This window comes from Kitasatospora sp. LaBMicrA B282 (genome assembly GCF_050325825.1).
Lineage (GTDB): Bacteria > Actinomycetota > Actinomycetes > Streptomycetales > Streptomycetaceae > Kitasatospora.
On record NZ_JBNQTI010000077.1, the window covers coordinates 13,110 to 37,831 of the forward strand.

The following is a 24,722-nucleotide window of genomic DNA, read 5'->3' on the forward strand; positions in this document are numbered from 1 at the left end:
ACAGCAGGTGTTGGACAGCACGTGATGGGCACGGCAGGCCGGGCGGGCCGGAGAGCGGGTGAGCCTGATGGTGCAGTCGGGCGACGCCGAGCAGAGCCCGGTCGGTGCCGTCGGGTGGGTCACCGTGTCGATCCCGGCCGACGGGCCGGGCGAGGTGCTGCTGCCGGTGCGCGGGGGGAGCGAGGCGTTCGCGGCCTGGGCCGAGGCGCCGATCGCGCGGAACACGCAGGTCATGGTCGTGGAGCGGATATCGGCCCGCTCGGTCCTGGTGGTTCCGTTCCCCCGTCAGTGAGTCGGTCCGAGGAGGCCGTGATGTTGTTCTGGCACGTACCCGCTCCCAACGAGGCCCTGCTGATCTCCGGATCCAAACGCCAGGCCCAGGACACCCAGTTCCGGATCGTCACCGGACACGGCAGCTTCGTGATGCCGGTCAAGCAGAAGGCCCGGATGCTCTCGCTCGCGCTGCGCGAGGCGGAGATCGCCGAGGACTGCGTCACCCAACAGGGCATCCGCCTCACCGTGCGGGCGGTGACGGTCTTCAAGGTCGGCGACGACCACATCTCGATCGCCAACGCCGCCCGCCGCTTCCTGGCCGAGCAGGAGCGGATGGAGGAACTGGTCGGCCGCATCTTCGCCGGTCACCTGCGCTCCATCGTCGGCGGGCTGACGGTGGAGCAGATCATCCGGGAGCGGGACCGGGTGGCCCAGGAGGTCAAGGCCGGCAGCCACAACGAGATGGAGAAGCTCGGCATCGTGGTGGACGCGCTGCAGATCCAGGAGATCGAGGACGCCACCGGCTACATCACCAACCTGGCCGCCCCGCACGCCGCCGCCGTGGCCAGCCAGGCCCGGATCGCCCAGGCCAAGGCCGACCAGGAGGCGGCCCAGCGGGAGCAGGAGGCGTTCGCCCTCAAGGCCCAGTACGAGCGGGACACCGCGATCAAGCGGGCCGGTTTCGTGGCCGAGACCGAGCAGGCCAACGCCCGGTCCGCTCAGGCCGGGCCGCTGGCCGAGGCGAAGGCCTCGCAGGAGGTCATCGAGGAGCAGACCGCGCTGGCCCGCCGGCAGGCCGAGCTGGCCGCCCAGCGGCTGGAGGCCGAGGTGCGCCGCCCGGCCGACGCGGAGGCCTACAAGCAGCGCGCGCTCGCCGAGGCGCAGCGTGACCGGGCGAAGTTCGAGGCCGAGGGCGAGGCCTACCGGCGCACCACGCTGGCGGGCGCGGAGGCCCAGGCCATCCGGGTGCAGGCGGACGGCAGCGCCTACGCCGAGCGGACCACCGCCGAGGCGCAGGCCGCGGCGAACGCGGCCCGGGCCGAGTCGCTGCGCGGCGGGGCCCAGGAGCTGATCGCGGCGAACCGGGTGGTGGAGAACCTGCCCGCGCTGGTGGAGGCGGCGGCGCGGGGCATCGCCGGGTCGAACCTGACCATCCTCAACGGCAGCGAGGGGGTCAGCCAGGTGGCGGCCGGGATCGTCGGGCAGGGGCTGGCGATCCTGGACCTGCTGAAGCAGTCGACCGGGCGGGTGCCGGGCGGGGTGGCCGTCACGGATGGCGGAGCGGCCGGCGGCGCGGGCGCGGCGGACGGGGCGGGCGCGGACAGGGCGGCCAAGGCGGGCGCGTCCGGTGGTGGGGCCGGCGGGGACGGTGCCGCTGGCGGGGAGGCGGCGGACGGGCGCAGGCTGGACGGGTAGCGCCGGCAGGCGCGCGCCAGGAGGTGGCCCATGCGGAACTACCGGCTGGACAACCAGTGGGACGTCGAGCTCGGCTTCGAGGAGGACGGCACGACCACGCTCTGCCAGGCCCGGCTGATCGGGGACCGGGCCCCGGCCGTGCTCGGCCGCGGCGAGGCCCAGCGCAGCGCCGTCGACCGGCCGGCCCCGCGGATCGGCGAGGAGCTGGCCGCCGCGCGCGCCCTGACCGCCCTGGCGCGGCAGCTGCGCGCCCAGGCGGACGGCGAGATCGGCGAGGTGAACCGCAACCCCGCCTACCCGGACTACTGACCACCGCGTGCGGCCGGACAGGCCCCGGGCGCGGGTCCGGGGTGACGATGGGGACATGGGCGTAGGCGAGCGAGCGGGGCTCGCCGCCGGCGGTCCGGCGCCGCAGGCTGCGCCGGAGCCGGCGCGGCGGGCGCTGCGCCGGGACCTGGGCGGCCCGCTGCGCGGGCTGCTGGTCGGCCAGTGCCTGGGGCAGGGCGGGGACGGGCTGGCGCAGATCGCGTTCGCCCAGTTCGTGCTCTTCGACGTGGGCAAGGGGGCCACGCCCGGGCGGATCGCGGCGGTGCTCGCCGTGACGCTGCTGCCGTTCAGCCTGCTGGGCCCGTTCGCCGGGGTGCTGCTGGACCGGCTGGACCGGCGGCGGGTGCTGGTGCTGGCCTCCTGGCTGCGGGCCGTGCTGGTGGTGGCCGGCGCGGTGATCGTCACCCAGCGCTGGGCGGCGCCGGCGTACCTGGCGGTGCTGGTGCTGCTCTCCTCCTCGCGGCTGGTGCTCACTGCGAAGGGGGCCGCGCTGCCGCGCACGGTGCCCCGGGAGCGGTTGGTGCCGGCGAACGCGCTCTCCGCGCTGGCCGGGTCGGCGGCGGCCTTCCTGGGGGCGGTGGGGGGCTCGCAGTTCGTGGGGCGGTCGGCGGCGGCCGGGTTCCTGGCGGCGGGGGTGCTGTACGCGGCGGCGGCCGGGGTGTTCGCGCGGCTGCCGTACCTCGGCGGGCGGGCGGCGGGGCGGGGGGCTGCCGCGGGGCTGGAGGCTGCCGAGGAGCGGGGGGCTGCCGAGGGGGAGGCGGTACCGCCGGGTACTGCCCCGCCGGGTACTGCCCCGCCGGGTACTGCCCCGCCGGGCGCAGCCGCGCCGGGTGTTGCCCCGCCCGGGCTGCGGCAGGTGGCGGTGGACCTGGTGGACGGGGTGCGGGTGGTCGCCCGGACCAGTGCGATCCGCCGCCCGCTGCTCGCGGTCGCCGGGCACCGCCTGCTGCTCGGGGCCGGGTTCGTGGTCCTGGTGCTGGTCTCCGACTCGCAGTACCGCCTGAAGGCCTCCGGGTACGGGATCGCGCTGGCCGCCACCGGCGTGGCCACCTTCGCCGCCAGCGCCGCGGCCCCACCGCTGGCCGCCCGCTACGGTGCCCGGACCCTGGTGCCCGCCGCCTTCCTGCCCGCGGCGGCGGCCGCCTACGTGGGCGGCCTGGACCCCTCGCTCTGGGTGCTGGTGCCCTGCGTCGGGGTGGCGGCGTTCGCCTTCCAGGTGCTCAAGGTCTGCACGGACGCCCTGGTCGGCGGTGCCACCCCGGACCGGGCGCGCGGCCGGGTGTTCGCGATCTACGACATGCTCTACAACGTCTCCTTCGTGCTGGCCGGCCTGGTGATGGTGCCCTGGTGGCGCACCGGGCACGAGCGGGTGCTGCTCTGGTGGGTGGCGGCCGGGTTCGCCGTCGGCTGGGTGCTCGCCACCGGGTGGCGGCCGCACCGGTACCGGGTGCGGCTGCCCGGGCGGTACCGGGGGCGGCTGCTGGCCCTCGCGGTGGGTGCGTTGCCGGCGGCGGCCTTCCCCGGGCCCGCGTGGTGGTGGTTCGCCTGGTTCGCGCTGGTGCCGCTGATGCTGGTGGTGCGGGCCGCGCCGACCCGGCGGGAGGGCGTGGTCCGGGCCTGGTGGGGGATGGCCGGGTTCGAGGTGGCCACCCAGTACTGGCTGCTCCCGAGCATCGGGCCGGCGCTGCTGCTGCTGGCGGTGCTGATGGGGGCGCTCTGGCTGCCCTGGGGGTGGGTGGTGCACCGGTGGCTGGCGCCGGGGTCGGGGACGGGGACGGGGTCGGCGGCGGGAGCGAGGCCGGGCGGCGGCGCGGACGGGCGGCGGCTGGCGGCGGCGCTGCTGGTGGTGCCGAGCGCCTGGGTGTGCGCGGAGGGGGTGCGGTCCTGGCAGAGCCTGGGCGGGCCGTGGGCACTGCTGGGGGCCAGCCAGTGGAACCAGCCGGAGCAGCTCGCCACCGCCTCGCTGGGCGGGGTGTGGCTGACCGGCTTCCTGGTGATGACGGTGAACACGGCGCTGGTACTGCTGCTGACCGTCCGTCAGCTGCGGTTGCGGGCCCTGGGGTTGGCGGCCGCCGGCGGGTGCCTGGCGGCCGGCCCGGTGTGGGCGGCGGTGCGGCCCGCGCTGCCGGTGACGGGCAGCGTGCGGGTGGGGGTGGTGCAGCCGGGGACGCTGGGGACACCGGTGCAGCAGCAGACCTTCGAGGAGCTCGGCACGGCGGCGCTCGCCGCCCAGCACCCGGCCCTGGTGGTGTGGGGCGAGAGCAGCCTGGCGGCGGACGTGGACAGCGGGCCGTCGACGAACGCGGCGCTGGCGGCGTTGGCCGGCCGGACGGGCACCGCCCTGCTGGTCAACGGGGACGCGGTGGCCGCGGGCGGGGCCGGGTACTACAAGCAGACGCTGCTGGTGACGGGCAGTGGGGTGCAGGCCAGCTACGACAAGATCCGCCTGGTCCCGTTCGGCGAGTACATCCCGCTGCGCGCGCTGCTGGGCTGGGCCTCGGACATCAGCAAGGCGGCGCCGACCAACGTGCTGCGCGGCGACCGGACGGTGGTGATGCACAGCGGCGGGCTGAGCTTCGGGCCGCTGATCTGCTTCGAGTCGGCCTTCCCGGACATGGCCCGCACCGAGGTGGCGAACGGCTCCCAGCTGCTCGTCTACCAGGCCTCCACCTCGACCTTCCAGGGCAGTTGGGCCCAGCCGCAGCACGCCTCGCTGGCGGCGGTGCGCGCCGCGGAGACCGGCCGCCCCGCGGTGCAGGTCTCGCTGACCGGCGACAGCGCGGTCTTCGACGCGCACGGGCGCACACTGGCCTGGCACGCGGCGGACTGGCGCGGCGCCTTCGTGGTGGACGTGCCGCTGGTGTCGGGCACCACGCCCTACGTGCAGGCGGGGGACTGGGTGTTGGCGGTGGGGTTCACGGTGCTGGCGGGGGCGGCGATGGCGGCGGGGTTGCGCCGGATGTGACCGGATCCTGTCAGAAGACTCGACCGCGGGTCGGACGGCCGGCTTCCAGGTGTGTGCGCAGGATGGTGTGCGGACGGTCGTGCTCCATCTGCGCATCCGCGGCAGCCGGTGGCGCGGCCGGCGCCGGCCGTGGTGTCCGGTGGCGTGGCGGCAGCGCCGAGGAAACCGGCCAACCTGCTTGTTCCGCCGGGCAGGTCCAGACCTCTCGCCACTAGCATCTCGACGTGGCCCGGCCCGACCCGCACGGCGGGCGGCCAGCCTCAGCACTGCGCACGGAGCACTGCCGAACCGTCGAAACGACCCATCGACCGAAAGGCACCTTGATGCGTCTCCGTAAGGCCCTGTCGGCGAGCCTCGTGGCCGCCGCCGCGGCCGTCGCCCTGATCCCCGCAACCGCGAGCGCCGCGCCGACCTCCGTCACGCGGCCGAACGACGCGTGGGTCCCGTGCACCTCCTACTCCGGCGACGACACCGTGATCGCCCCCGATCAGACCGTCCAACCGGGCACCCGGTTCTGCGTGGGCAGCTTCCAGCTGATCATGCAGCACGACGGCAACCTGGTCATCTACTCCAACACCGGCACCCCGCTGTGGAACAGCCAGACCTACACGGACCCCGGCGCCTACGCGATCATGCAGGGCGACGGCAACTTCGTGGTCTACCAGGGCCAGACGGCCGTCTGGAACGCCCAGACCTGGGGCCACCCGGGCGCCTACACCTGCTTCCAGACCGACGGCAACCTGGTCGTCTACGCCGGCCCCTACCTGCCGGGCGGCTACAACTGCAACCCCGCCACCCCGAACAACAAGGCCCTGTGGAACAGCGGCACGTGACCTGAACGGGGGCGGCCGACCGGCGACGGCCGGCCGCCCCCCGTGTCGGCTCCGCCCCTTCGGTGGAGCGTCATTGGCACTCGGGGGTGGGGCTGCGCCCGCTCACTCGCGCACCTCGCGGTCCGGGCAGGCGGGTGCATCGCACTGACAGGGCGGCCAGCCGGCGGGGCGGCGCGGGGTGATCCGGGAGAACCAGTCCGGATCGTAGTCCGCCAACGGGTCGCACCGTGCTGCCAGTTGGGCCCGGCGTTCGGTGCGCTGCTGCTCGGCCGTCGGCCTGAGAGGCGTCACGGTGATCTCCATGGGTAGTCGAATGACTACCCATGGTCATTGCATCGGATGGGCGCTGCGACGGTCTTCCGAGGGCACTTCGGCGACCTGGCAAGGCGTCATTCCGGCGTCACAACACGCTGATTGGTCCTATCGTGGAGTCATGACGGCTCCTAACGAGACCCTGAGAGGCGTTCGTCTGGCGATGCGCCTCAGCCAGGACGAGTTCGCCAGGCGGCTGCGGCAGGCCGGGGACGAGCTGAGGGATCCCAACGAGGCGAGCAAGCGCTTGGTGCAGCGCTGGGAGTCAGGGGAGTCCCAGACGCCGCGTCCGGTCTACCTGCGGGCGTTGGAGGCGGTCACCGGCCAGTCGGCGGGCCGGCTCGGGTTCGATCTTCCGGAGCCGGTCGAGCGGGTTCGGGAGGACGGGCGCGGTGGCCACGATCTGGATGCCGCGCCCGCCGGGTCCGTCCAACCGCAGGGTTCCGGCGGGGCAGCCGGCGAGGACTACTCGGGTGTCTGGCTGAGCCGGTACGAGTTCTACAGCAGCAGCCGCGGGGACACCTACGTCGGCCTGCACCACGTGCTGCTGACCCAGCGCGGCAACCGGATCGAGGGGCGGTCGTTGGGACCCAACGCAGCGGAGGACGGGCGGTTGACCCTGGATCTGACCGTGGACCGCAGCGTGGTCACCGGGACCTGGGTGGAGGAGACCGAGGCCGAGGGGTACTACCGAGGGGCGCGGTACCACGGGGCGTTCCAGTTCCTCGCCGACCCGACCGGGCGGCGGATGGCCGGGAAGTGGGTCGGGTTCGGCAAGGAACTGGACGTGAACAGCGGACCGTGGGAACTGCGGCTGCTCAGCGCGGCGGCGTCGCCCGAGCTGCTCGCCCGGTACCGCGGCGGTCCGGACGGGGTGGGGCAGCCGGTTCAGTAGTCTGCCTCAGCCGGCGGCGCAGAACTCGTTGTCCTCGGGGTGCCGGACGGCGGCGAAGCCGCGGAAGGTGCGGCGGCCGTGGTGCTCGGCCACCGCCTCCTCGCCGAGCTGCCCCGCGGCGAGCAGGCGGTCGATCAGCGGGCTGGGGTCCTCCACCTGGTACTCCAGGGCGGCGGCCCAGAAGCCGGCGAGGGCTGCGGCGTCCCGGGTGTCGATGACGAGTTTCCAGTGCAGTGCCATGGTCCACGGGTATACCCGACCGGTCCGACACCCGCGGTCGTCGACACCGCCGCGATCACTGCCGGGCGTAGGAACCGATGCCGACCACGCAGTAGACCTCCGAGGAGACGGTGGTGCCGCCGTAGGTGGTCTCCTCGGAGAACGAGAACTGCGAGTCCGCGTTGTCCTGGCACTTGCTGAGGTCGGTGCTCCCGGGGAAGGTCTCGATCACCTTGTAGTGGGCGTTCGGCGAGGAGCAGGGGATCACGTCCACGCCGCTGACGCTCTGTGCGGTGGTGGAGTCGGGCAGGGTGCCCGACAGGCAGTCGTGGACGGCGAAGGTCGGGGCGCTGCTGGGGGTGTCGGCGGGGGTGTCACCGGCGGTGCTGCCGGACCCGGGGATCGTCTCCAGCGCGTTCGAGGGGACCAGGTTCGAGGGGAGGGAGAAGGTCGGAATGCTGAACGTGGGCATGGTGAAGGTGGGGACGGAGAACGTCGGCGGCGCGTAGGTGAGGCTCCCGGTCGGCGTGGCGTCGTCGGACGAGCTGTGGTGGCTGTTGCTCACCGCGAAGCCGATGGCCACCCCCGCGACCACCACGCCGAGGACGACCCTGCTGATCACCTTGGCGCGCTGCCCGGGCGGGGTCGCCGGCCGGTACGGCACGCCGGGTGCCATACCGGGTGCCATACCGGGTGCCATGCCGGGCGCCGTGCCGGGGGTGACCGTGATCCGCACGTGGACGTCGCCCGCGGCGGTGGTGATCCGCAGGACGGTGCCGTCCGTCACGGGCGGGATCCGGACCGTGACGGGCTCGCCGCCGTTCTGGGGTCGGATGGTCAGTGCGGTGCCTGCGGCGGCTTCGGCGGCACTGAGTGCGAGGACTATCTCATCGGGCACGAGGGGGCTCACTTCGGTCCGGGCTGACGGCTCGTCATCTGCCTGTGCGCCCAGTCTGCCGTGAGCGGCGGACAGACCGCACACCGGCCGCCGAACTCGGGCCCGGAGCCGCTGCTCAGGCGCCGCGGAACTCGCTGAGGATCCGCTGCGCCGCCAGGGTGGCCGTCAGGGTGCCCTCCCGCACCTGCTGTTCCAGCTCGGGGGTGAGCCGGCGGACCTCCGGGTGTTCCCGCAGCTGCGCCAGGAGCTGGTCGTGGACCATGGCCCAGGTCCAGGCGATCTGCTGGTCGCGGCGCTTGGCGGACAGCGCGCCGGTGGCCTCGAGCGTGTCGCGGTGGCGGCAGAGGCGCTGCCAGAGCTCGTCCAGGCCGGCGCCGTCGCGCCCGCTGCAGGTGAGCACCGGCGGGTGCCAGACGGCGTCGGGGGAGCGGAGCAGGCGCAGCGCGCCGGCGAGTTCGCGGGCGGCGGCCTTGGCGTCACCCTCGTGCGGGCCGTCGGCCTTGTTGACCGCGATCAGGTCGGCCAGCTCCAGCACGCCTTTCTTGATGCCCTGCAGCTGGTCGCCGGTGCGGGCCAGGGTGAGCAGCAGGAAGGTGTCGACCATGCCCGCGACCGTGGTCTCGCTCTGGCCCACGCCGACCGTCTCGACCAGCACCACGTCGTAGCCGGCGGCCTCCATCACCACCATCGACTCCCGGGTGGCCCGGGCCACCCCGCCCAGCGTGCCGGCGGTGGGCGAGGGGCGGACGAAGGCGGCGGGGTCGGCGGAGAGCTTCTCCATCCGGGTCTTGTCGCCCAGGATCGAGCCGCCGGTGCGGCTGGAGGTCGGGTCGACCGCGAGCACCGCGACCCGGTGGCCGAGGCCGGTCAGCCGGGTGCCCAGGCCCTCGATGAAGGTGGACTTGCCGACGCCCGGCACGCCGGTGATGCCGACCCGGATCGCCTTGCCGGCGTGCGGCAGCAGCTCGACCAGCAGCTGCTGGGCGAGTTCGCGGTGGTCGGGTCGGGTGGACTCGACCAGGGTGATGGCCCGCGCGATCCAGGCACGCGAACCGTCGAGGACACCCTGGCGGTACTGGTCGAGATCGATCACGCGGGCCATCGGTCAGCGGCTCACAACTCGTGGCCGAGCTCGGCGGCGAGCGAGGTCAGCAGGTCGAAGGCGGCGTCGGGGATGACCGTGCCGGGCGGGAAGACCGCCGCGGCGCCGGCCGCGCGCAGCGCCTCGAAGTCCTGCGGCGGGATCACGCCGCCGACCACGATGGTGATGTCGTCCCGGCCGGCCGCGTCCAGCTCGGCGCGCAGCGCCGGGACCAGGGTGAGGTGCCCGGCCGCCAGCGAGTTGACGCCGACGATGTGCACGTCGGCCTCCACCGCCTGGCGGGCCACCTCGGCCGGGGTCTGGAAGAGCGGGCCGACGTCGACCGTGAAGCCGAGGTCGGCGAAGGCGGTGGCGATCACCTTCTGGCCGCGGTCGTGGCCGTCCTGGCCCATCTTGGCGACCAGGATGCGCGGGCGGCGGCCCTCGGCGGCCTCGAACTTCTCGACCAGGTCGCGGGTGCGCTGGATGGCGGTGGCGGAGGCGCCGGCTTCGTCACGGTACACACCGGAGATGGTACGGATCTGGCCGGAGTGCCGGCCGTACACCTTCTCCAGGGCGTCCGAGATCTCGCCGACGGTGGCCATCGCCCGGGCCGCGTTCACCGCCAGGGTGAGCAGGTTGCCGTCCAGGTCGGTGGTCGGGCCGGCCTCGGCGGCCCGGGTGAGGGCGTGCAGCGCGGCCTGGCAGGCGGCCTCGTCGCGCTCGGCGCGCAGCCGGCGCAGCTTCTCGATCTGCTGGGTGCGCACGGCCGAGTTGTCGACCTTGAGCACCTCGATCTGCTCCTCGTCGGCCACCCGGTACTTGTTGACGCCGATCACCGGCTGGCGGCCGGAGTCGATCCGGGCCTGGGTGCGGGCGGCGGCCTCCTCGACCCGCAGCTTGGGGATGCCGGCGTCGATCGCCTTGGCCATGCCGCCGGCCGCCTCCACCTCCTGGATGTGCTGCCAGGCGCGGGCGGCCAGGTCGTGGGTGAGCTTCTCGACGTAGGCGCTGCCGCCCCAGGGGTCGATCACCCGGCAGGTGCCCGACTCCTGCTGGAGCATCAGCTGGGTGTTGCGGGCGATCCGGGCCGAGAAGTCGGTGGGCAGCGCCAGCGCCTCGTCCAGCGCGTTGGTGTGCAGCGACTGGGTGTGGCCCTGGGTGGCGGCCATCGCCTCCACGCAGGTGCGGGCCACGTTGTTGAAGACGTCCTGGGCGGTCAGCGACCAGCCGGAGGTCTGCGAGTGGGTGCGCAGCGAGAGCGACTTGGCGTTCTTGGGCTCGAACTGCTTGACCAGCTTGGCCCAGAGCAGGCGGGCCGCGCGCAGCTTGGCGATCTCCATGAAGTAGTTCATGCCGATCGCCCAGAAGAACGACAGCCGGGGCGCGAAGGCGTCCACGTCCAGGCCCGCGCCGAGCCCGGCCCGCAGGTACTCCACGCCGTCGGCCAGGGTGTAGGCCAGCTCCAGGTCGGCGGTGGCCCCGGCCTCCTGGATGTGGTAGCCGGAGATGGAGATGGAGTTGTACCGCGGCATCTTCTGCGAGGTGTACGCGAAGATGTCGGAGATGATCCGCATGGAGGGCTGCGGCGGGTAGATGTAGGTGTTGCGGACCATGAACTCCTTGAGGATGTCGTTCTGGATGGTCCCCGCGAGCTGCTCCGGCTTCACCCCCTGCTCCTCGGCCGCCACGATGTAGAGCGCCAGCACCGGCAGCACGGCGCCGTTCATGGTCATCGACACCGACATCCGGTCCAGCGGGATGCCGTCGAAGAGCTGGCGCATGTCGTAGATCGAGTCGATCGCCACGCCCGCCATGCCGACGTCACCGGTCACCCGGGGGTGGTCGCTGTCGTAGCCGCGGTGGGTGGGCAGGTCGAAGGCGACCGACAGGCCCTTCTGGCCGGCCGCCAGGTTGCGGCGGTAGAAGGCGTTGGACTCCTCGGCGGTGGAGAAGCCGGCGTACTGCCGGATGGTCCACGGCTGGTTGACGTACATGGTGGGGTACGGGCCGCGCAGGTAGGGCGCGATGCCCGGGTAGGTGCCCAGGAAGTCCAGCCCGGCCAGGTCCTCGGCGGTGTACAGCGGCTTGACGCCGATGCCCTCCGGGGTCTCCCAGAGCCGCTCGGCGACGTCCGCGGCGGTGGCCGCGCGCCAGGCGTCCTGCCACTGCTCGGCGGTGGCCGGGGTGCCGGCGGCGTCCCCGGTGAGCCCGATGGTGCTGAAGTCGGGGATCAACGCGGCACTCCGATCTGGTCGAGGAGCGAGGTCAGGACGGCGACCGCGTCGCCGCCGGCGAAGACGAACCCGTCCACGCCGGCCCGCTGGTAGGCCGCGCGCTGCTCCTCGCCGGGGCGGCCGGCCAGCAGCACGGTGGTGGCGCCGGCCGTCTTGAGCGCGGCGGCCACCGCCTCGGCGTGCTCGGCGTACAGCTTGTCGCCGGAGCAGAGGCAGGCCACGGTGGCGCCGGTGGCGGCGAACTCCTTGGCGAGTTCGTCCGGGTCGAGGCCCTCGACCAGGACGGTCTCGATGCCGCCGGCCTGGAACAGGTTGGCGGCGAAGGTGGCCCGGGCGGTGTGCACGGAGGCCGGGCCGAGTGCGGCCAGCACCAGCCGCGGGCGGGCGCCGGTGGCGGCCAGCCGGGCGTCCGAGCGGTCGCGCAGCGCCTCGAAGGCCTCGGCCCGGCGCACCCGCGGCAGGCCGCCGCCGAGCGGCGCCGGGGCCGGCTCGCGGACCAGCGGCTGCTCGGCCAGGTTCGGGAACTCGCTGACGCCGGTGACCGGTTCGCGCCGCTTGGCCAGGCGCACCGAGCGCTCCGCCCAGGTCGCGGCGACGCTCTCGCCGACCAGGCCGGAGACCAGCGCGGCCCGCTGGCCGCCGGCTGCCTCCAGGCGCTGGAAGAAGGACCAGGCGGCCTGCGCCAGTTCCTCGGTGAGCTGCTCCACGTAGTGGGAGCCGCCGGCCGGGTCGATCACCCTGCCCAGGTGCGACTCCTCCAGCAGGATCGCCTGGGTGTTGCGGGCGATCCGGCGGGCGAAGGCGTCGGGCAGGCCCAGCTCGCTGTCGAAGGGCAGCACGGTGACCGCGTCGGCGCCGCCGACGCCGGCGGACAGCGCGGCGATCGTGGTGCGCAGCATGTTCACCCAAGGGTCCCGGGCGGTCATCATCACCGCCGAGGTGACGGCGTGCTGGCGCTGCGCGCCGGCCGCCGCGGTGGCGCCACTGACCTCGGTGACCCGGGACCAGAGCCGGCGCGCGGCACGGAACTTGGCGATGGTGAGGAACTGGTCCTCGGTGGCGGCGAAGCGGAACTCCAGCTGCCCGGCGGCCGCGTCCACGTCCAGCCCGGCGGCGGTCAGCGCGCGCAGGTAGGCGACGCCGGTGGCCAGGGCGGCGCCCAGCTCCTGGGCGGCGGAGGCGCCGGCCTCGTGGTACGGGAGGGCGTCGACGGTCAGCGCGCGCAGGCCCGGGTGGTCGGCGGCGCAGCGGGCGGCCAGCGCGGCGGCCTCGGCGAGGCGCTCGTCGGTGGCGCCGTCCTCGCCGGTGCGGGCGAGCAGGCCGAGCGGGTCGGCGCCCAGGTTGCCGGTGGCCGCCTCGTTCGCCACGCCGCGCTCGGCGAGCAGCGCGAGGAAGCGCGCCGCGGCTTCGCCGGTCTGCGGGCCGGCCTCCAGCACCACCGCGGCCAGGTCGAGGTAGACGTGCTGCAGCGCGGTGGCCAGGTCCTCGACGGGCAGACCGGCCTCGCCCAGGGTGAGCCAGATCGAGGTGCCGCCGTGCTCCAGGTCCGCCAGCACCGCTTCGGCGGTGCGGGCCGGGTCGGGGTCGGCGTGCCGCTGGCGGACGTCCCAGCCGTCCACGGCCGAGCCCTGGGCCCGCCCGCCGCGGACGAACGGCGGGAAGCCGGGGAAGCCGGCCGCGGCCGCTCCCGGGGCGTCCTCGGCCGTGTACAGCGGCTGTGCCACCAGGCCGTCGGCCAGCGCGGTGGCCAGTGCGGCCTCGGCCGGGGTGCCGGCGATGCTCTGCGTACCTGACTTGCTCAGGACGCCTTCGACCAGGCGCCGCCACTGCTCACGGCTTGCATCCGGGAACTCGGCGGCCAGGGGGAGCCCTTCGGGCGGGACCGTCATGAAGGGAAGGTTAGTGCCCCGGCCTTAAGCCACAGCAAGGCCGCCCGGCTGTGACTTTGCCCTCCCTCGACCGTGGGGAATCCCCTGGTCGGCCCTGGGTAGGCGGCCTGGACGTGGCTCTGCGTGGCCGTTCGGGCACCGTGGCACGCCACGGGTCGGCCGGTGCCCCTCGATCGGGTCAACTTCGCCGGAGCCGGCCCGGGCCTTCCGGGGCCGGGCGTACCGTGCGGGCCATGACGCCGGATCAGAAGCTGCGCGCAGTCGCCGCCCTGGAGGCCGCCTGGACCCACGACGTCCAGGCCCTGGTGCTACTGGCCCGCCGGATGGACGGGGAGAAACCGCTCTCGCTGCTGCTGGCGGCCTACGCGGAGCGGGTGCTGCGCGGGCTGATCGCCGCCCACCTGCGCGAGTGCGAGCACGGGGACCCGGCCGACCGGGGCAAGGAGGAGTTCTGGCGCACCGACCCGGTGATGACCACCTCGCTGGCCCTGGCCACCACCTACCACTGCTGGGCCGACACGGCGGACCAGGAGGACCTGATCACCGCGGACTCGCTGGCCCGGTGCATCCTGCTCGGGCTCGCCACCGTGGAGGGCGGCGGCACCCGGGACGAGGACCTGGTGGCGCTGATCGGCCGGCTGCGGGCCCGGGCGATCGCGGGCGGCGAGGACGAGTACGAGGAGGACGACGAGGAGGAGGGGGCGGACGACGCGGACGGGGCGGCGGAGGGGCCGGGGGAGGGGCCAGGGGAGTGACGCTGCTCGGGCCCGCGGCGAAACCCGGGCCCGAGCGGGCCTCAGGGGCGGGCGCGGGTTCCCGCCGGATCGGGGAGCGGCCCCGGGCGGGCGTCAGGGCAGGGCGGCCAGGGCTGCCAGGGCCGCCTGGTAGTCGGGCTCGGCCATCTGGTCGGCGACGTACTCGACGTGCGCCAGCCGGTCGTGCCGGTCGATCACGAAGACCGCGCGCTGGAGCAGCCGCCACTCCTTGAGCAGCACCCCGTAGTCCTGCCCGAAGCGCTCGCTGCGGTGGGCGGAGAGCAGCAGGTGGCCGGTGCCGTCGGGCTCCTGGGGTCCGCGGGCGGCCAGCGCGAACGGCAGGTCCATACTGACCGTGTACAGCTGCACCTCGCCCTCGGCCGCGTGCTCGGCCAGCCGCTGCTGCCAGGTCCGGGTCTCGGTCCGGCAGACCGGCGTGTCGATCGAGTTGATCACGTTGAGCAGCCGCACCGACCCACTGGTATCGGACAACCGGACCTGGGAGACGGCCGCATCCGGCTCTGCCAGCCAGTCCAGGGTGAACGGGGGTGCCGCGGCCCCGACCTGCAGCCGTTCGCCGACCACGGTCAGGTGTTCGCCCAGTTCGAACGCCTCGCCGGTCCGTTCCGGCCGGTCCTCGCTGCTCACAGCTCTGCGCATGCCCCGACGGTACGTCGTCGGACGGCGGGTCAGCCAGCCGGCGGCGCCGGGCAATCGGGCGAGGCGCGAGTGGCGCAAGGTGACGAACTTTGGCCGAAAGTCCCTTGGTTGGAGCTCACCCAGTGGATTGGTACCGGCACATGGTGTAGCCATAGTTCCTGACATGTCCGCTCAGAAAGGAGGTTTCGATGTTCAGAAAGCTGTTCGCGTGGCTCGTCCCCCCAAGAGGTGAACGTCTGGTCGACCCCGGTGAGCTGCCCGACTACTGGCGCCCGGTCCGCTAGCGGCACCGAGCGCACACACCGAGGCTCCGATCGTCCCCCGAGCGATCGGGGCCTCGGGCACCCGGGACTCGCCCGGGTGCCCGGCCCGCGCGATCAGGCCAGGGTCGGCACCGCGCCGCCCTCGGCCCACTCCACCGCCACCCCCGGCAGGCCCCGGGTCCAGCGGTCGGCGAGCTCGGCGAGCCGAGTCCGGTCCGGCGGCGTCGGACCGAGGCCGATCGCGTACCGGGTGCGCGGCGGGCCGGATTCGAACGGGTGCGGCCAGGCGTGCACCTGCGGCACTTCCTCGGCAAGGACGCCGAGCAGGGCACGCAGACGGCCGCGGACCCGGCCGAGCGTCTCCGCGAAGTCCTCGCTCTGCTGACCGATCGTCAGCACGGCCCAGGCCGCGTGACGCCGGTGCATCGGCGGTGCGGCGCACAGCTCGGCGGCCGATCCCGCCGCCAGCAGCTCCCAACCGCGATAGAGCTCCTCGGCGAGCAGCTCCTGGAAGCCGGCGCCGACCTGCTCGGTGCAACTGCGCACCGGGTGGGTCGGCGTCAGCACGGTGACCACGGGCGCGGGCGTCGCCGGCCCGGTGGGCCCGTCCGGGAGCAGCGCGATCGGCTGCTGCCAGTCCCAGGCCGCCCAGTCGGCGAAGAACCGCTCCAGCAGCTCCGCGGCCGGCAGATCGCCGGCCTGCTGCACCGTGCGGGCTGCCAGCACGGACCAGGCCAGCCCCGGCAGCCCGCCGAACGGGGCGGTGTCCAGCCCGCGGGCGCGGGCCCAGGCCTTCACCCAGCCGAGCAGCCCGGCGAAGTCCGCCCACCGCTCGCCGACCGCCGCCCGGATCGCCGCCGCGTCGCTGACCGCGCTCAGCGCGACGGCCGCCGGCTCGGCCAGCTCCGCCCGCCGGGCCACCGCCTCGCCCGGCGCCGTCGGCCCGGCGGCCACCAGCACCAGGTCCACCGTGAGCCACCCGGGCGGGGTCGGGGCGCACCGCACCGCCGGGTGCGGCGGGCCAGCGACGCGCAGCCGCAGCCCGGGCACCCGGGCACCGACCACCGGCCGCACCTCGGTCCCCGCGGGGAGCGCGGCGGTCAGCCGCTCGCGCACCGCCGCAGGGTCGACGGCTGCGCCCGGCAGCGCCGCCACCAGGTCCAGGTCGGCGCCGGGCAGCGCGCCGCCGATCCGGCGCGAGCCGACCGCGTACACCGCCGCCTCCGGCAGCGCCGCGGCGATCCGGGCGGCCACCGAGGCGGCGCCGAGGACCGGGCGCGCGGCATCGGCTAGCAAGGGATCCGCCTGGTCGGGGCCGTCCAGACCGGCCTCCGCCGGACCGCGCCGGGCCGGATCATCCGCCGCTGGACCACCCTCCGTGAGACCGCCCGCTTCCGGATCGCCGTCCAGGGGCGCGCCGAAGTCCAACCGGTCCTGGTCCGGCCGGCCGAGCGGCCGCTCCGTCCAGTGGACCCGGCCGGTGCCCAGCTCCACCCGGGCCCGGACCTCCATCGGCCCCTCGCCCCGGCGGGAGAGCAGCACCAGCTCGCCGACCCGGGCCGTCGCCGGCTCCAGCGCGGTCGTGCAGGCGGCCGCCACGCTCTGCGGGTCGGCGCTGCGCCCCAGCGTCAGGTGCGGGGTGAAGCCCTCGGCGCGGCCGTGGCAGCGGGGGAAGCGGGCGCTCAGCGCCCGGTGCAGCTCGGCCCACGGCGCCTCGCCGCCCGCCGCCGGGTCGAGCCAGACGGTGGCGTCCTCGCGGTGCCCGAAGGTGTGCACGCCCGCCAGCTGTGCGGTGAACGGTGCGACCTCGGCCGCGGCGGCGCCGAGCAGCGGGGCGGCGCGCTCGAAGGCGCTCTCCGGGACGAAGCCGAAGAGCAGGTTGACGTGCGGCGGCCAGCGCCAGACCTGCCCGTCGAAGCGGTGGCGCAGCCGCTGGACCGGTGTCCGGACCTCCTCCGGCGGCAGCCAGGCCAGCGCGGTCCGGGCCGTCGGCGCGAGGTCCAGCACCTCGTGCGGTTCGGCGCCGGTCAGGCTCAGCTCGGCCACCACACCGTAATGATCGGACACGAAGAGCCCGTCCGGAGCGGCGGGCGCGGTGCCGAGCAGCGCGGCGCCGGTGACGCCGAGCGTGCCGGGGCGCAGCAGCACCCGGTCCAGCCGGGCGGCGCGGCCACTCAGCGAGCCGACGGCGGCCAGCGGGTTGGCCGCCGGGTCGAAGGTCGGGGTGCGGTCGCCGGGGCCGTGCACCACGGTCCAGGCGTCCCGCAGGCCGAGCGCCGCGGTCGGCCGGTCGCCGTCCTCGTTGAAGTCGCCGACCAGCACCAGTTCGCCGCCGAGCCCCGCGAACCCCTCGGCCAGCCGGTCGAGTTCGGCCTGCCGCCGGTCCGCGCCGCGCTCCGAGTGGTCGCTGCTCAGATGGGTGGTGGCGACGACCACCGGGCCGACCGGGGTGCTGACGGTGACGGCCGCGAGCGCCTTGTGCGGGCCCAGCCGGTGCCGGGCGGCCTCGGTCACCGGCAGCCGGCTGAGCAGCAGCAGGCCGCTCTGCTCGACCTCCCGGCCGGCCGGGTCGACGTCCACGGTGTAGCTCGCCCGCACCCAGGGGTCGGCCAGCAGCAGGGCGAGCAGCCCGGCCTCCACCTCCTGCAGCGCCACCACGTCCGCGTCGGCCGCGCGCAGCGCCGCGAGCAGCAGCGGGCGGCGGCGGGCGGTGTCGATCCGGTCGCCGTCGTAGCGGTCCCAGAGGGTGTTCCAGGTCAGCACCCGCACCGTGGTGCCGCCCGGCTCGGCCGCCCGGGTGCCGGGCCGCCAGCCCGCGCCCGGCTCGAAGCGGTGCGGGGTGCCGGGGGTGAAGAACGGCGGGTGCAGCCGGCGCGGCGCGCGGATCCGGCCGACCGTGACGCGGTCCAGCACGTCCAGGCCGGTGGACCGGTCCCAGACCGGCTCGCCGTCCGCCTCGATGAACAGCACCCGGTGCCACGGCACCTCGCCGCCCGGCACGAAGGCGGGCAGCGGGATCCGCTTCGGCTCGGCCTGCCGCCGGCTGACCCCGAGCACGAACCGGGCCGGGTCGAACTGCGGGTCCCAGCGGACCCGGTGGTAGATCTGCTCGCTGGTGCGCATCAGGCGGTGCTCCCTTCCGGGCTCGGGCAGGCGACCGTGGCACCCCGGCCCTCGGTCGCGTCCAGCAGGCCGCCGACCGCGTCCTGTACGGTGCCGTCGCCGCCCAGGTACCAGGTGCGGTGCGCGTCGCCGGGGTAGGGCGGGCCGTAGCGGTGCAGTTGGGTGGTGAGCACCTCGACCGGGACCGGGTGGGCCCGGACCGCGTTGCGGCGCAGCAGTTCGGCCTCGTCGACCAGCGCCACCGCGTGGGTGAGCAGCGCGTCGCGGCGGCGGGCGACGGCATGCACCTGGGAGCGGTGTCGCTGGTTGAGCGAGGTCGCGTCCCAGACCACGGTGCCGCCGGGCGGTGCGGCGGCCAGCGCGGCGTCCAGCCGCTCCAGGCCCTCGCGCAGCACCTCGGCGTTGGCCCGCTGGTCGGCCCGGGAGCCGCGGGCCGCGCGCAGGTCGTCCAGCGAGATCCGGGCGGACACCCCGGGCAGCGCGGCGGCGAAGGTGCTCTTGCCGCTGCCGGAGGGGCCGACCAGCTGCACCAGCTGCGGGAACTGCCCGGCGCGCCGACGCCAGGTGGCCGCCACCGCGTCGGCGGGGCCGGTCAGCCGCCCGCGGGCGAAGCCTTCGCGGGCCTCGGCCCAGCAGCGGTCGGCGGCGTGCGGGGCCAGGTCGGCGAGTTCGGCGCGCAGGCCCTCGCGCAGGGCCGCGAACGGGTCAGGCCCCAGCAGGTCGGCCTCCTCGGCGTGCAGCTGGGACCAGTCCACCTGCTCGCGGGCCGCGCGGGTCTCGCGCGCCTGGTCGGCGCCGGCCTCGGCGCGGCCGGCCAGCACCGCGCGGGCCACCGCGTGCAGCAGACCGAGGTCGGCGGAGAGCGCCAGGGTGCCGAGGCCGGTGCGGCGCTCCTCGTCGGGGTAGGGGTGGTGCAGCGTGGGGTGCAGGCCGACCAGGTCCACCACCCGGCGGGCCAGCGGCAGCCCGAGCGCCGCGGCCAGCCGCGGTGTCAGCCGGGCCCGGGGGCGGCCGGCCAGGGCGGCGGCGAGCACGCCCAGCAGCCGGGCGTCACCGGTGCGGCCGAGCAGGTCGAGTTCGCCGGCCGCGGCGGCCGCGGCGGCTGCGGGGTCGGGGACCGGGGTGGTGGCGGGTTCGGCCGTGGGGTCGGCGGCGGGCAGTGCGCCCGGCTCCGGGTCCAGGTCCAACGCGGCCAGCAGCTGCGGCAGTTCGGGCTCCGCGCCGGAGCGCACCGCCCAGAGTGCGGCCTGCGGGCCCAGGCCGTTGGGCACCACCGCGGCGTGCATCCAGTGCGTGTCGGTCTGCACGTGGCCCGGGCGCACCCACTTGGCCACCCGGGCGCCGAACTCGGCCGCCGGGAAGCCCGCGACGGTGCGGACCACGTAGCCCTCCTCAAGCGCCGGGTCCACCCTCAGGGCGCGCAGCGCCCGTCCGTCGAAGGTGCCGCGCCAGCGCACCCGGGGCACCGGCACGCCCAGACCGTGCAGGAGCCGGACCGTCCGGTCCCAGTCCAGGCAGGTGTTGCGGTCGTCCCAGACGGAGAAGCCGTAGAAGTAGCCGGCGAGCTCGCGGTAGGCCAGCGAGTGCCGGGCGTACAGGTTCTCGCCGCAGATCCGCCAGCCGGGCGGCAGGGCGGCGCCGATCCGCCCCTGCAGGCCCTTCACCCAGGCCCGGGACGGGTGGTGCGCCGAGTCCAGCGAGCGGGCGTGCAGCCCGTCGCGGTAGAGGGTGGTGTTCTCGCCGTCCAGCTTCTCGGTGACCACCACCTCGCGCCCGACCAGCCCGGCCAGGCCGCCGGCCCGCAGGTCGTCCGCGCTCGCCCCCGGTGACCAGGGCAGGTGCGGCGTGCGGGGGTAGTGCACGCGCATGGTGATCGGCTCCCCGGGCGAGGGTGGGTGACGGTGGACGACCCGCTCACCCTACGGACCCGCCCGGGGGCCGACCAACGAATTAGCGGGGGCCGGGGACCAGTTCGGTGGCGCCGGCCGGCGTGCTGTCCGTGCCCGTGGCCGTGGCCGTGGCCGTGGCCTGGGCCTGGGCCTGGGCCTGGGCCGGCACCGGGACCGGCTCGGCCGCCGGCAGCGCGGTGCGCTCCCGCCGGGACAGCAGCACGTACAGCGCCCAGGCCACCGCGCCGGAGAGCAGGAAGCTCACGTCGATCCCGCCGGTCCAGGAGAGCAGCGGCCCCTGGTAGACCGGGGTGTCCACCGCACACAGGCCGACCACGCTGCCCACCGCCCAGGCCACCGTGGCGGGCACGTTCCAGCCCGCCCGGTACCAGTAGATCCCGCCGCGGGTGCGCTTGTTGAGCACCTGGAGCGACTCGCGGTCGTAGACGCCGCGGCAGCGCCGGAACCCGGTCAGGGTGATCACCGCCCACGGGGTGCCGATCGCGGTCAGCACCAGCACGAAGCTGGTCACCGCGTCCTGCGCGTTCCACACGAAGTGGCCGGCGAAGACCAGCACGGTGGCGACCGCCGCGACCACGTAGGTGGCCTGCAGGCGGGTGGCCCGGGGCAGGATCGCGTCCAGGTCCAGGCCCATCGAGTAGAGCATCAGGCCGGTGTTGCCCGCGCTGCCCAGCAGCCCGTTGATCAGCAGCGGCAGCAGGAACCAGGCGGGGGCGCCGGCGAGCAGACCGGCCACGTAGTTGTTGCCGGCCCCGGTGGCCACCGCGGTGAAGGTGCCGAACAGCTGCGGGATCAGCATGCCCAGGAACATCCCGGCCGCGTTCGCCCAGTACACCCGGCGGTTGCCGTGCCGCGCCGGGGAGACGTAGCGGGTGTAGTCGCCCAGCAGCGTGATGAAGGCGATCGGGCCGCTCAGCCCGGCCGAGACCACCGCCAGCAGCCAGGTCTGCCAGTAACCGCCCAGCAGGTAGTGGCCGTGCGCCGAGCCGTGGAAGTGCGGCAGGTAGGCGAACAGGCCGAGCAGCAGGAGCACCGACATCGACCACATCAGCAGCTTCTCCATGCGCAGCAGCAGCCGGTAGCCGAAGACCGCCGCGGTCGCGCTGAGGGCGGCCAGCACGGTGTAGGTGGCCACGTAGGCCGGGCCGTGGGCGGGCAGGCCGACCAGCCGGTTCAGCGCCCCGACCACCACGTCCCCGCCGACCCAGAGCGCCAGCGCGGTGTACCCCAGCGAGAGCAGCAGCCCGACCAGCGAGCCGATCAGCCGCCCGCGCACCCCGAAGTGCGCGCCGCTGCTGGTCGACAGGTTGGTCGCGGTGCGCAGCGAGATCAGCGCCAGCGGCGTGACCAGCACGATCCCGAGCAGCGTGCCGACGATCAGCGCGGTCGCGCTGGACCAGAAGGAGAGCCCGAAGGAGACCGGCAGCCAGCCGAAGACCACGACCCCGAAGGCCAGGTTCGAGCCGATCAGGATGCTCAGCACGTCACGCGGCGTGCTGGTGCGCTCCTCCTCCGGGATGGTGTCGACCCCGTGCTGTTCGACGAGCGAGTGCCCGACCGGGGAGTGCGGGTGGGAGGGGTCGTTCGTCATGCGCGGGCCTTCCTGGGACAACGGACTGCCGGGCACCGTACGAGCGGTGGACCGGCAGGTCATCCATCATTCGGGCGTCAGGGCCGCGCCGACAGGGCCCGAATGTCCATAGACGCTTCGGGCATGTCCGGTTTTTCCGTGTACTCCTCCGAATGGGCGCTTCCGTCCGCTCTGGCAGGCGGGCGGCGGTGCGCGCGAGGTTTTACCGAACGGTCGACCAACGGGCGGGCGTGCGCGGCTAGGTTCGTGCGTGTTCCCAGACCGACTCCTTCCTGGAGGTCCGCCGTGCCCCGAATCGATCTGCCTGCAACCGCCGCCGCGCTGCCCCTGGCCTGGCACTCCCGGGTCCTCGGCGAGGTGGCCGACGCCTGCGTGAAGGTGCTGCGGATGGACGGGCGGGCGGTGCCCGAGGAGGTGCACGAGGCCGCCGAGGTGCTGGTGGTCCTGGAGGGGCACCTGGAGCTGGAGGTGGCGGGCGAGCCGGTCCGCGTGGTCGCGGGGGAGCTCTACCGGGTGCCCGCCGGGGTGCGGCACGCGGTGCGCCCGGGGAGCCGGGGCACGCTGGTGATCGTCGAGCGTGCGGTGCCCGTGGGTCAGGGTGAGGGGAAGCAGTAGGAGTCGGAGGAGGCGTCGCCGCCGTGCAGGTGGGTCTGGTGGACCCGCAGGCTGCGGAAGTCGGGGCCGTGCGGGAAGAAACGCGGGTCCAGGGTCAGGCCGCCGTCGGTCGGGTCGGCGTCCAGCTTGACCATCCAGGGGTCCAGGCCGTCCGGGTAGAACTGGTCGTCCCAGGCGCCGTAGAGCGAGTTGGTCAGGTAGACCCGGCGTCCGTCCCGGCTCACCTCGACCATCTGCGGGCCGCCGGTGAGCGGGGTGGCCGGGTCGGTCGGGTGCGGGGTGCGGGCGGCGATCCCGCCGAGCCGCACGGAAGCGGTCCGCCGCGGGTGGAACGGGTTGCTGACGTCGTACTGGAAGAGCTCGCCGGTGCCCCAGGCCGAGACGTAGAGCCAGCGGTCGTCCACCGAGAGGTTGATGTCGGTGACCAGCGGCGGCACCGCGCCGAAGGGCTGCAGCACCGGCGGCAGGTCCTCGGTCTTGGCCGGCTCGGCCGGGATCTCGATCACCTTGCGGGCCGCGAACCGCTCGCCGTCCCGGTACCAGAGCCAGACCGAGGCGGACAGGTCCAGCACGCTGGCCACCACCCCGACGAACCCCCACTGCTGCTCCGGGTCGTGCGCCGGGCGCAGCTCCAGCACCATCTGGTGCTCGTCGCCCAGGTCCAGGCGCTGGCGGTGGGCGCCGGTGGCCAGGTCCCAGAAGTGCAGCGCGTGGCCGTAGCCCCGGCCCAGCAGCAGCTCCGGCACCACCCCGTCCTCGACCATCGACGGGGTGCCCCACTCGCTGGTGATCCCCACCCCGGCGTTCAGGTGCCACCACACGTCGTAGGCCAGGTGCTGCGGGCCACGATCGGTCTCCCAGGCCCGCAGCACCTCGAAGGTGGTGTGGTCGAGCAGCGCCACCCCGCCCGGCCCGTCCGCGCCGTCCGCCCCGCCCAGGCAGGAGAGGAAGACGCCCTCGGGGCCGCAGTGCAGGGTGTGCGGGCGCGAGTAGCCGGCCTTGGCGGCCAGTTCCGCGGCGCTGACCGTCTTCACCAGCCGGGGGTGGATCGGGTCCGGCCGGGTGTCCAGCACGTGCAGCTGCGAGGAACGCAGGCCCGGCAGCAGCAGGAAGCGCCGCTCGGGGTCGCGGTGGCAGGCGTGGGCGAGCGCGCTGGAGCAGGCGTTCCAGCCGAAGTGGTGCAGCTCGTCGCCGAGACCGGGGAGCTCGGCGAAGTTCAGCACCTGGCCGTAGCTGGGCGAGCCGGGGTCGGTGTCGACCGTGAGCAGCGCGTCGGGGCGGGTGGCGGTGCGGTCGAAGGCGGCCACGTAGGCGAGCCGCTCCGGCGGGGCGGCGATCGCCTCGGCGGGGGTGCGGTAGAGCGAGGCGTCGCTGTGGCCGCTGGGCGCGGGAGCGGGCGTGCTGTCGCTGGGGTCGGGCAAGGGTGCTCCTCAACTCGGCTGGGGCAGCAGACAAGTGAGGTGCAGCCTGGCACAGCGGGACCGGCGCACAGCAGGCGCACGGACCGGCGCGCAAGGCGAATCCGCCGTGGGCGGGGGCCGCCGGCCGGCCCCCGCCCGGGGTCAGTCCGGGGTCAGTCCGCCCCGCCGCCCACCCGGTGCAGGCCGGTCAGCTCCCCGGCCCGGCTGCGCGCCCAGGCCAGCAGCACCGCCGCGGCCACCACGCCGAGCACCGCGGCCTGCTCGCACCCGGCGGCGCTCTGGCTGCGCAGCGCCGCCGCGAACGGCAGGGTCAGTGCCACCACGGCCGCCGCCGGCCCGGCCGCGTACCAGCCGACGAAGAGCGCCAGGCCCAGCCCGCCACCGCCGCCGGGGGTCGGCGAGCGGTACATCAGGTCGCGCCGCATCGCGCCGCGGCAGGCGTTCACCAGGCCGGCCGCGACCAGCGCGGGCACCGCGGCCGGAGCCAGCCAGACCGCCGCGCCGCCGCCGGCCAGCGCGGCCGCGCCCGCACCCAGCAGCGCGACCAGCAGCCCCAGCGCGGTGGGCACGACGGCGTGCCGCAGCATCAGGCTCGCCAGCGGGTAGGGCGACCAGGCGGCCCGGCGGGTGTCGTCGGTCTCGATCCGGGCCGGCTCCAGCAGCTGGGCCAGCGCCAGGTAGCCGAAGACCAGCGCCACCGCGGTGACCGGCACCGAAGGCCGGCTGCCGATCCCGTGCGCCAGCCCGCCGCAGAGCAGCGCCGGCACCGCGAGCAGCACCGCCCGGCCCAGCCGGGAGGGCGCCCGCAGCAGCGCGGTGGCGTCCCGCCAGGGCACCACCAGCCAGGCCTGCCGCGGCATCGGCAGCCGCAGCCGGATCCGCCGCTCGCCGCCCGCACTGCCCGCGGTCACGGCCAGCCGGGCCGCCCGCAGCTCCACCGTGCGCAGCGCCGCCAGCACCCCGGCCGCCGTCCTGGCCCGCTCGCGCAGCCGGCCCAGCGGCACGCTGCCGGCCGCCCGGTCGGCCAGCACCAGGGCCG

General features: G+C 75.1%; 18 protein-coding genes and 2 pseudogenes. 8 read left to right on the top strand and 12 right to left on the bottom strand.

Annotated features, from left to right (window positions below; genetic code table 11):
• Nucleotides 1–58 precede the first annotated feature (58 nt).
• The 5 genes from ACQRUO_RS21560 (at nucleotide 59) to ACQRUO_RS21580 (ending at nucleotide 5,814) form a co-directional block, all read left to right on the top strand.
• Entirely contained in the window at nucleotides 59–292 is a 234-nt protein-coding gene (locus ACQRUO_RS21560; RefSeq protein ID WP_428317645.1) for a hypothetical protein, read from the top strand.
• Nucleotides 293–312: 20 nt separating this feature from the next.
• Entirely contained in the window at nucleotides 313–1,689 is a 1,377-nt protein-coding gene (locus ACQRUO_RS21565; protein WP_428317646.1) for an SPFH domain-containing protein, read from the top strand.
• Between the two features lie 30 nt (nucleotides 1,690–1,719).
• Nucleotides 1,720–1,998, top strand: coding sequence for a dsRBD fold-containing protein (locus ACQRUO_RS21570; RefSeq protein WP_428317647.1), 279 nt, complete (start codon nucleotides 1,720–1,722; stop codon nucleotides 1,996–1,998).
• A 55-nt stretch (nucleotides 1,999–2,053) separates the two neighbouring features.
• Nucleotides 2,054–4,981 carry an apolipoprotein N-acyltransferase gene (gene lnt / locus ACQRUO_RS21575; RefSeq protein ID WP_428317648.1) on the top strand — a complete coding sequence of 976 codons (2,928 nt, stop codon included), beginning with the start codon at nucleotides 2,054–2,056 and terminating at the stop codon, nucleotides 4,979–4,981.
• A 323-nt stretch (nucleotides 4,982–5,304) separates the two neighbouring features.
• The gene (locus tag ACQRUO_RS21580) at nucleotides 5,305–5,814 is read left to right on the top strand and encodes a hypothetical protein (protein ID WP_428317649.1); all 510 of its coding nucleotides are present in this window, start codon (nucleotides 5,305–5,307) and stop codon (nucleotides 5,812–5,814) included.
• A 102-nt stretch (nucleotides 5,815–5,916) separates the two neighbouring features.
• Here ACQRUO_RS21580 and ACQRUO_RS21585 read toward each other — a convergent pair whose 3' ends face one another.
• Nucleotides 5,917–6,105, bottom strand: coding sequence for a hypothetical protein (locus ACQRUO_RS21585; protein WP_428317650.1), 189 nt, complete (start codon nucleotides 6,103–6,105; stop codon nucleotides 5,917–5,919).
• Nucleotides 6,106–6,247: 142 nt separating this feature from the next.
• On the opposite strand from ACQRUO_RS21585, the gene ACQRUO_RS21590 reads away from it, so the two are divergent.
• A complete protein-coding gene (locus ACQRUO_RS21590; RefSeq protein WP_428317651.1) occupies nucleotides 6,248–7,021 on the top strand; it encodes a helix-turn-helix domain-containing protein in 774 nt (257 codons plus the stop codon).
• Between the two features lie 30 nt (nucleotides 7,022–7,051).
• Here the strand turns inward: ACQRUO_RS21590 and ACQRUO_RS21595 are convergent.
• The 5 genes and pseudogenes from ACQRUO_RS21595 to ACQRUO_RS21615 all read right to left on the bottom strand — a co-directional run.
• Nucleotides 7,052–7,261 (bottom strand): annotated as a pseudogene (locus tag ACQRUO_RS21595) (VOC family protein); the annotation flags it as partial.
• Between the two features lie 55 nt (nucleotides 7,262–7,316).
• Nucleotides 7,317–8,138, bottom strand: coding sequence for an LppU/SCO3897 family protein (locus ACQRUO_RS21600; RefSeq protein ID WP_428317652.1), 822 nt, complete (start codon nucleotides 8,136–8,138; stop codon nucleotides 7,317–7,319).
• Nucleotides 8,139–8,253: 115 nt separating this feature from the next.
• Nucleotides 8,254–9,240, bottom strand: a complete 987-nt coding sequence (gene meaB / locus ACQRUO_RS21605) for a methylmalonyl Co-A mutase-associated GTPase MeaB (protein ID WP_428317653.1) — start codon at nucleotides 9,238–9,240, stop codon at nucleotides 8,254–8,256.
• A gap of 11 nt (nucleotides 9,241–9,251) precedes the next feature.
• Nucleotides 9,252–11,453: a methylmalonyl-CoA mutase gene (gene scpA / locus ACQRUO_RS21610; RefSeq protein ID WP_428317662.1), complete on the bottom strand. Its 2,202-nt coding sequence runs from the start codon at nucleotides 11,451–11,453 to the stop codon at nucleotides 9,252–9,254.
• Complete coding sequence (locus tag ACQRUO_RS21615) at nucleotides 11,453–13,345, bottom strand: methylmalonyl-CoA mutase family protein (RefSeq protein ID WP_428317654.1); 1,893 nt, start codon at nucleotides 13,343–13,345, stop codon at nucleotides 11,453–11,455. The genes scpA and ACQRUO_RS21615 overlap by 1 nt, the downstream gene beginning before the upstream one ends.
• A 233-nt stretch (nucleotides 13,346–13,578) precedes the next feature.
• Between ACQRUO_RS21615 and ACQRUO_RS21620 the strand changes: the two genes are divergently transcribed.
• Nucleotides 13,579–14,100 carry a hypothetical protein gene (locus ACQRUO_RS21620; protein ID WP_428317655.1) on the top strand — a complete coding sequence of 174 codons (522 nt, stop codon included), beginning with the start codon at nucleotides 13,579–13,581 and terminating at the stop codon, nucleotides 14,098–14,100.
• Nucleotides 14,101–14,193: 93 nt separating this feature from the next.
• Here the strand turns inward: ACQRUO_RS21620 and tpx are convergent, their stop codons facing one another.
• From tpx to ACQRUO_RS21640, 4 genes are all read right to left on the bottom strand, one after another.
• Nucleotides 14,194–14,760 carry a thiol peroxidase gene (gene tpx, locus ACQRUO_RS21625; RefSeq protein WP_428317656.1) on the bottom strand — a complete coding sequence of 189 codons (567 nt, stop codon included), beginning with the start codon at nucleotides 14,758–14,760 and terminating at the stop codon, nucleotides 14,194–14,196.
• Between the two features lie 377 nt (nucleotides 14,761–15,137).
• Nucleotides 15,138–18,146: a poly(A) polymerase gene (locus ACQRUO_RS21630; RefSeq protein ID WP_428317657.1), complete on the bottom strand. Its 3,009-nt coding sequence runs from the start codon at nucleotides 18,144–18,146 to the stop codon at nucleotides 15,138–15,140.
• The gene (locus ACQRUO_RS21635) at nucleotides 18,146–20,014 is read right to left on the bottom strand and encodes an RNA ligase family protein (RefSeq protein WP_428317658.1); all 1,869 of its coding nucleotides are present in this window, start codon (nucleotides 20,012–20,014) and stop codon (nucleotides 18,146–18,148) included. The genes ACQRUO_RS21630 and ACQRUO_RS21635 overlap by 1 nt, the downstream gene beginning before the upstream one ends.
• 82 nt (nucleotides 20,015–20,096) lie before the next feature.
• Nucleotides 20,097–21,647 carry a purine-cytosine permease family protein gene (locus ACQRUO_RS21640; RefSeq protein WP_428317659.1) on the bottom strand — a complete coding sequence of 517 codons (1,551 nt, stop codon included), beginning with the start codon at nucleotides 21,645–21,647 and terminating at the stop codon, nucleotides 20,097–20,099.
• A 285-nt stretch (nucleotides 21,648–21,932) separates the two neighbouring features.
• On the opposite strand from ACQRUO_RS21640, the gene ACQRUO_RS21645 reads away from it, so the two are divergent.
• Nucleotides 21,933–22,262, top strand: coding sequence for a cupin domain-containing protein (locus ACQRUO_RS21645; RefSeq protein WP_428317660.1), 330 nt, complete (start codon nucleotides 21,933–21,935; stop codon nucleotides 22,260–22,262).
• On the opposite strand, the gene ACQRUO_RS21650 is transcribed toward ACQRUO_RS21645, so the two are convergent.
• Complete coding sequence (locus tag ACQRUO_RS21650) at nucleotides 22,241–23,683, bottom strand: selenium-binding protein SBP56-related protein (protein WP_428317661.1); 1,443 nt, start codon at nucleotides 23,681–23,683, stop codon at nucleotides 22,241–22,243. The two genes, ACQRUO_RS21645 and ACQRUO_RS21650, sit on opposite strands and share 22 nt — an antisense overlap.
• 152 nt (nucleotides 23,684–23,835) lie before the next feature.
• Nucleotides 23,836–24,722, bottom strand: a pseudogene (locus tag ACQRUO_RS21655) (hypothetical protein); the annotation flags it as partial.

What these genes read in the sequence shown, in the direction of transcription:
- ACQRUO_RS21590 (WP_428317651.1), top strand. Translation starts at nt 6,248, where the DNA reads ATGACGGCTCCTAACGAGACCCTGAGAGGCGTTCGTCTGGCGATGCGC.
- ACQRUO_RS21580 (WP_428317649.1), top strand. Translation starts at nt 5,305, where the DNA reads ATGCGTCTCCGTAAGGCCCTGTCGGCGAGCCTCGTGGCCGCCGCCGCG.
- ACQRUO_RS21565 (WP_428317646.1), top strand. Translation starts at nt 313, where the DNA reads ATGTTGTTCTGGCACGTACCCGCTCCCAACGAGGCCCTGCTGATCTCC.
- ACQRUO_RS21630 (WP_428317657.1), bottom strand. Translation starts at nt 18,146, where the DNA reads ATGCGCACCAGCGAGCAGATCTACCACCGGGTCCGCTGGGACCCGCAG.
- lnt (WP_428317648.1), top strand. Translation starts at nt 2,054, where the DNA reads ATGGGCGTAGGCGAGCGAGCGGGGCTCGCCGCCGGCGGTCCGGCGCCG.
- meaB (WP_428317653.1), bottom strand. Translation starts at nt 9,240, where the DNA reads ATGGCCCGCGTGATCGATCTCGACCAGTACCGCCAGGGTGTCCTCGAC.
- ACQRUO_RS21635 (WP_428317658.1), bottom strand. Translation starts at nt 20,014, where the DNA reads ATGCGCGTGCACTACCCCCGCACGCCGCACCTGCCCTGGTCACCGGGG.
- tpx (WP_428317656.1), bottom strand. Translation starts at nt 14,760, where the DNA reads ATGCGCAGAGCTGTGAGCAGCGAGGACCGGCCGGAACGGACCGGCGAG.
- ACQRUO_RS21570 (WP_428317647.1), top strand. Translation starts at nt 1,720, where the DNA reads ATGCGGAACTACCGGCTGGACAACCAGTGGGACGTCGAGCTCGGCTTC.
- ACQRUO_RS21620 (WP_428317655.1), top strand. Translation starts at nt 13,579, where the DNA reads ATGACGCCGGATCAGAAGCTGCGCGCAGTCGCCGCCCTGGAGGCCGCC.
- ACQRUO_RS21640 (WP_428317659.1), bottom strand. Translation starts at nt 21,647, where the DNA reads ATGACGAACGACCCCTCCCACCCGCACTCCCCGGTCGGGCACTCGCTC.
- ACQRUO_RS21615 (WP_428317654.1), bottom strand. Translation starts at nt 13,345, where the DNA reads ATGACGGTCCCGCCCGAAGGGCTCCCCCTGGCCGCCGAGTTCCCGGAT.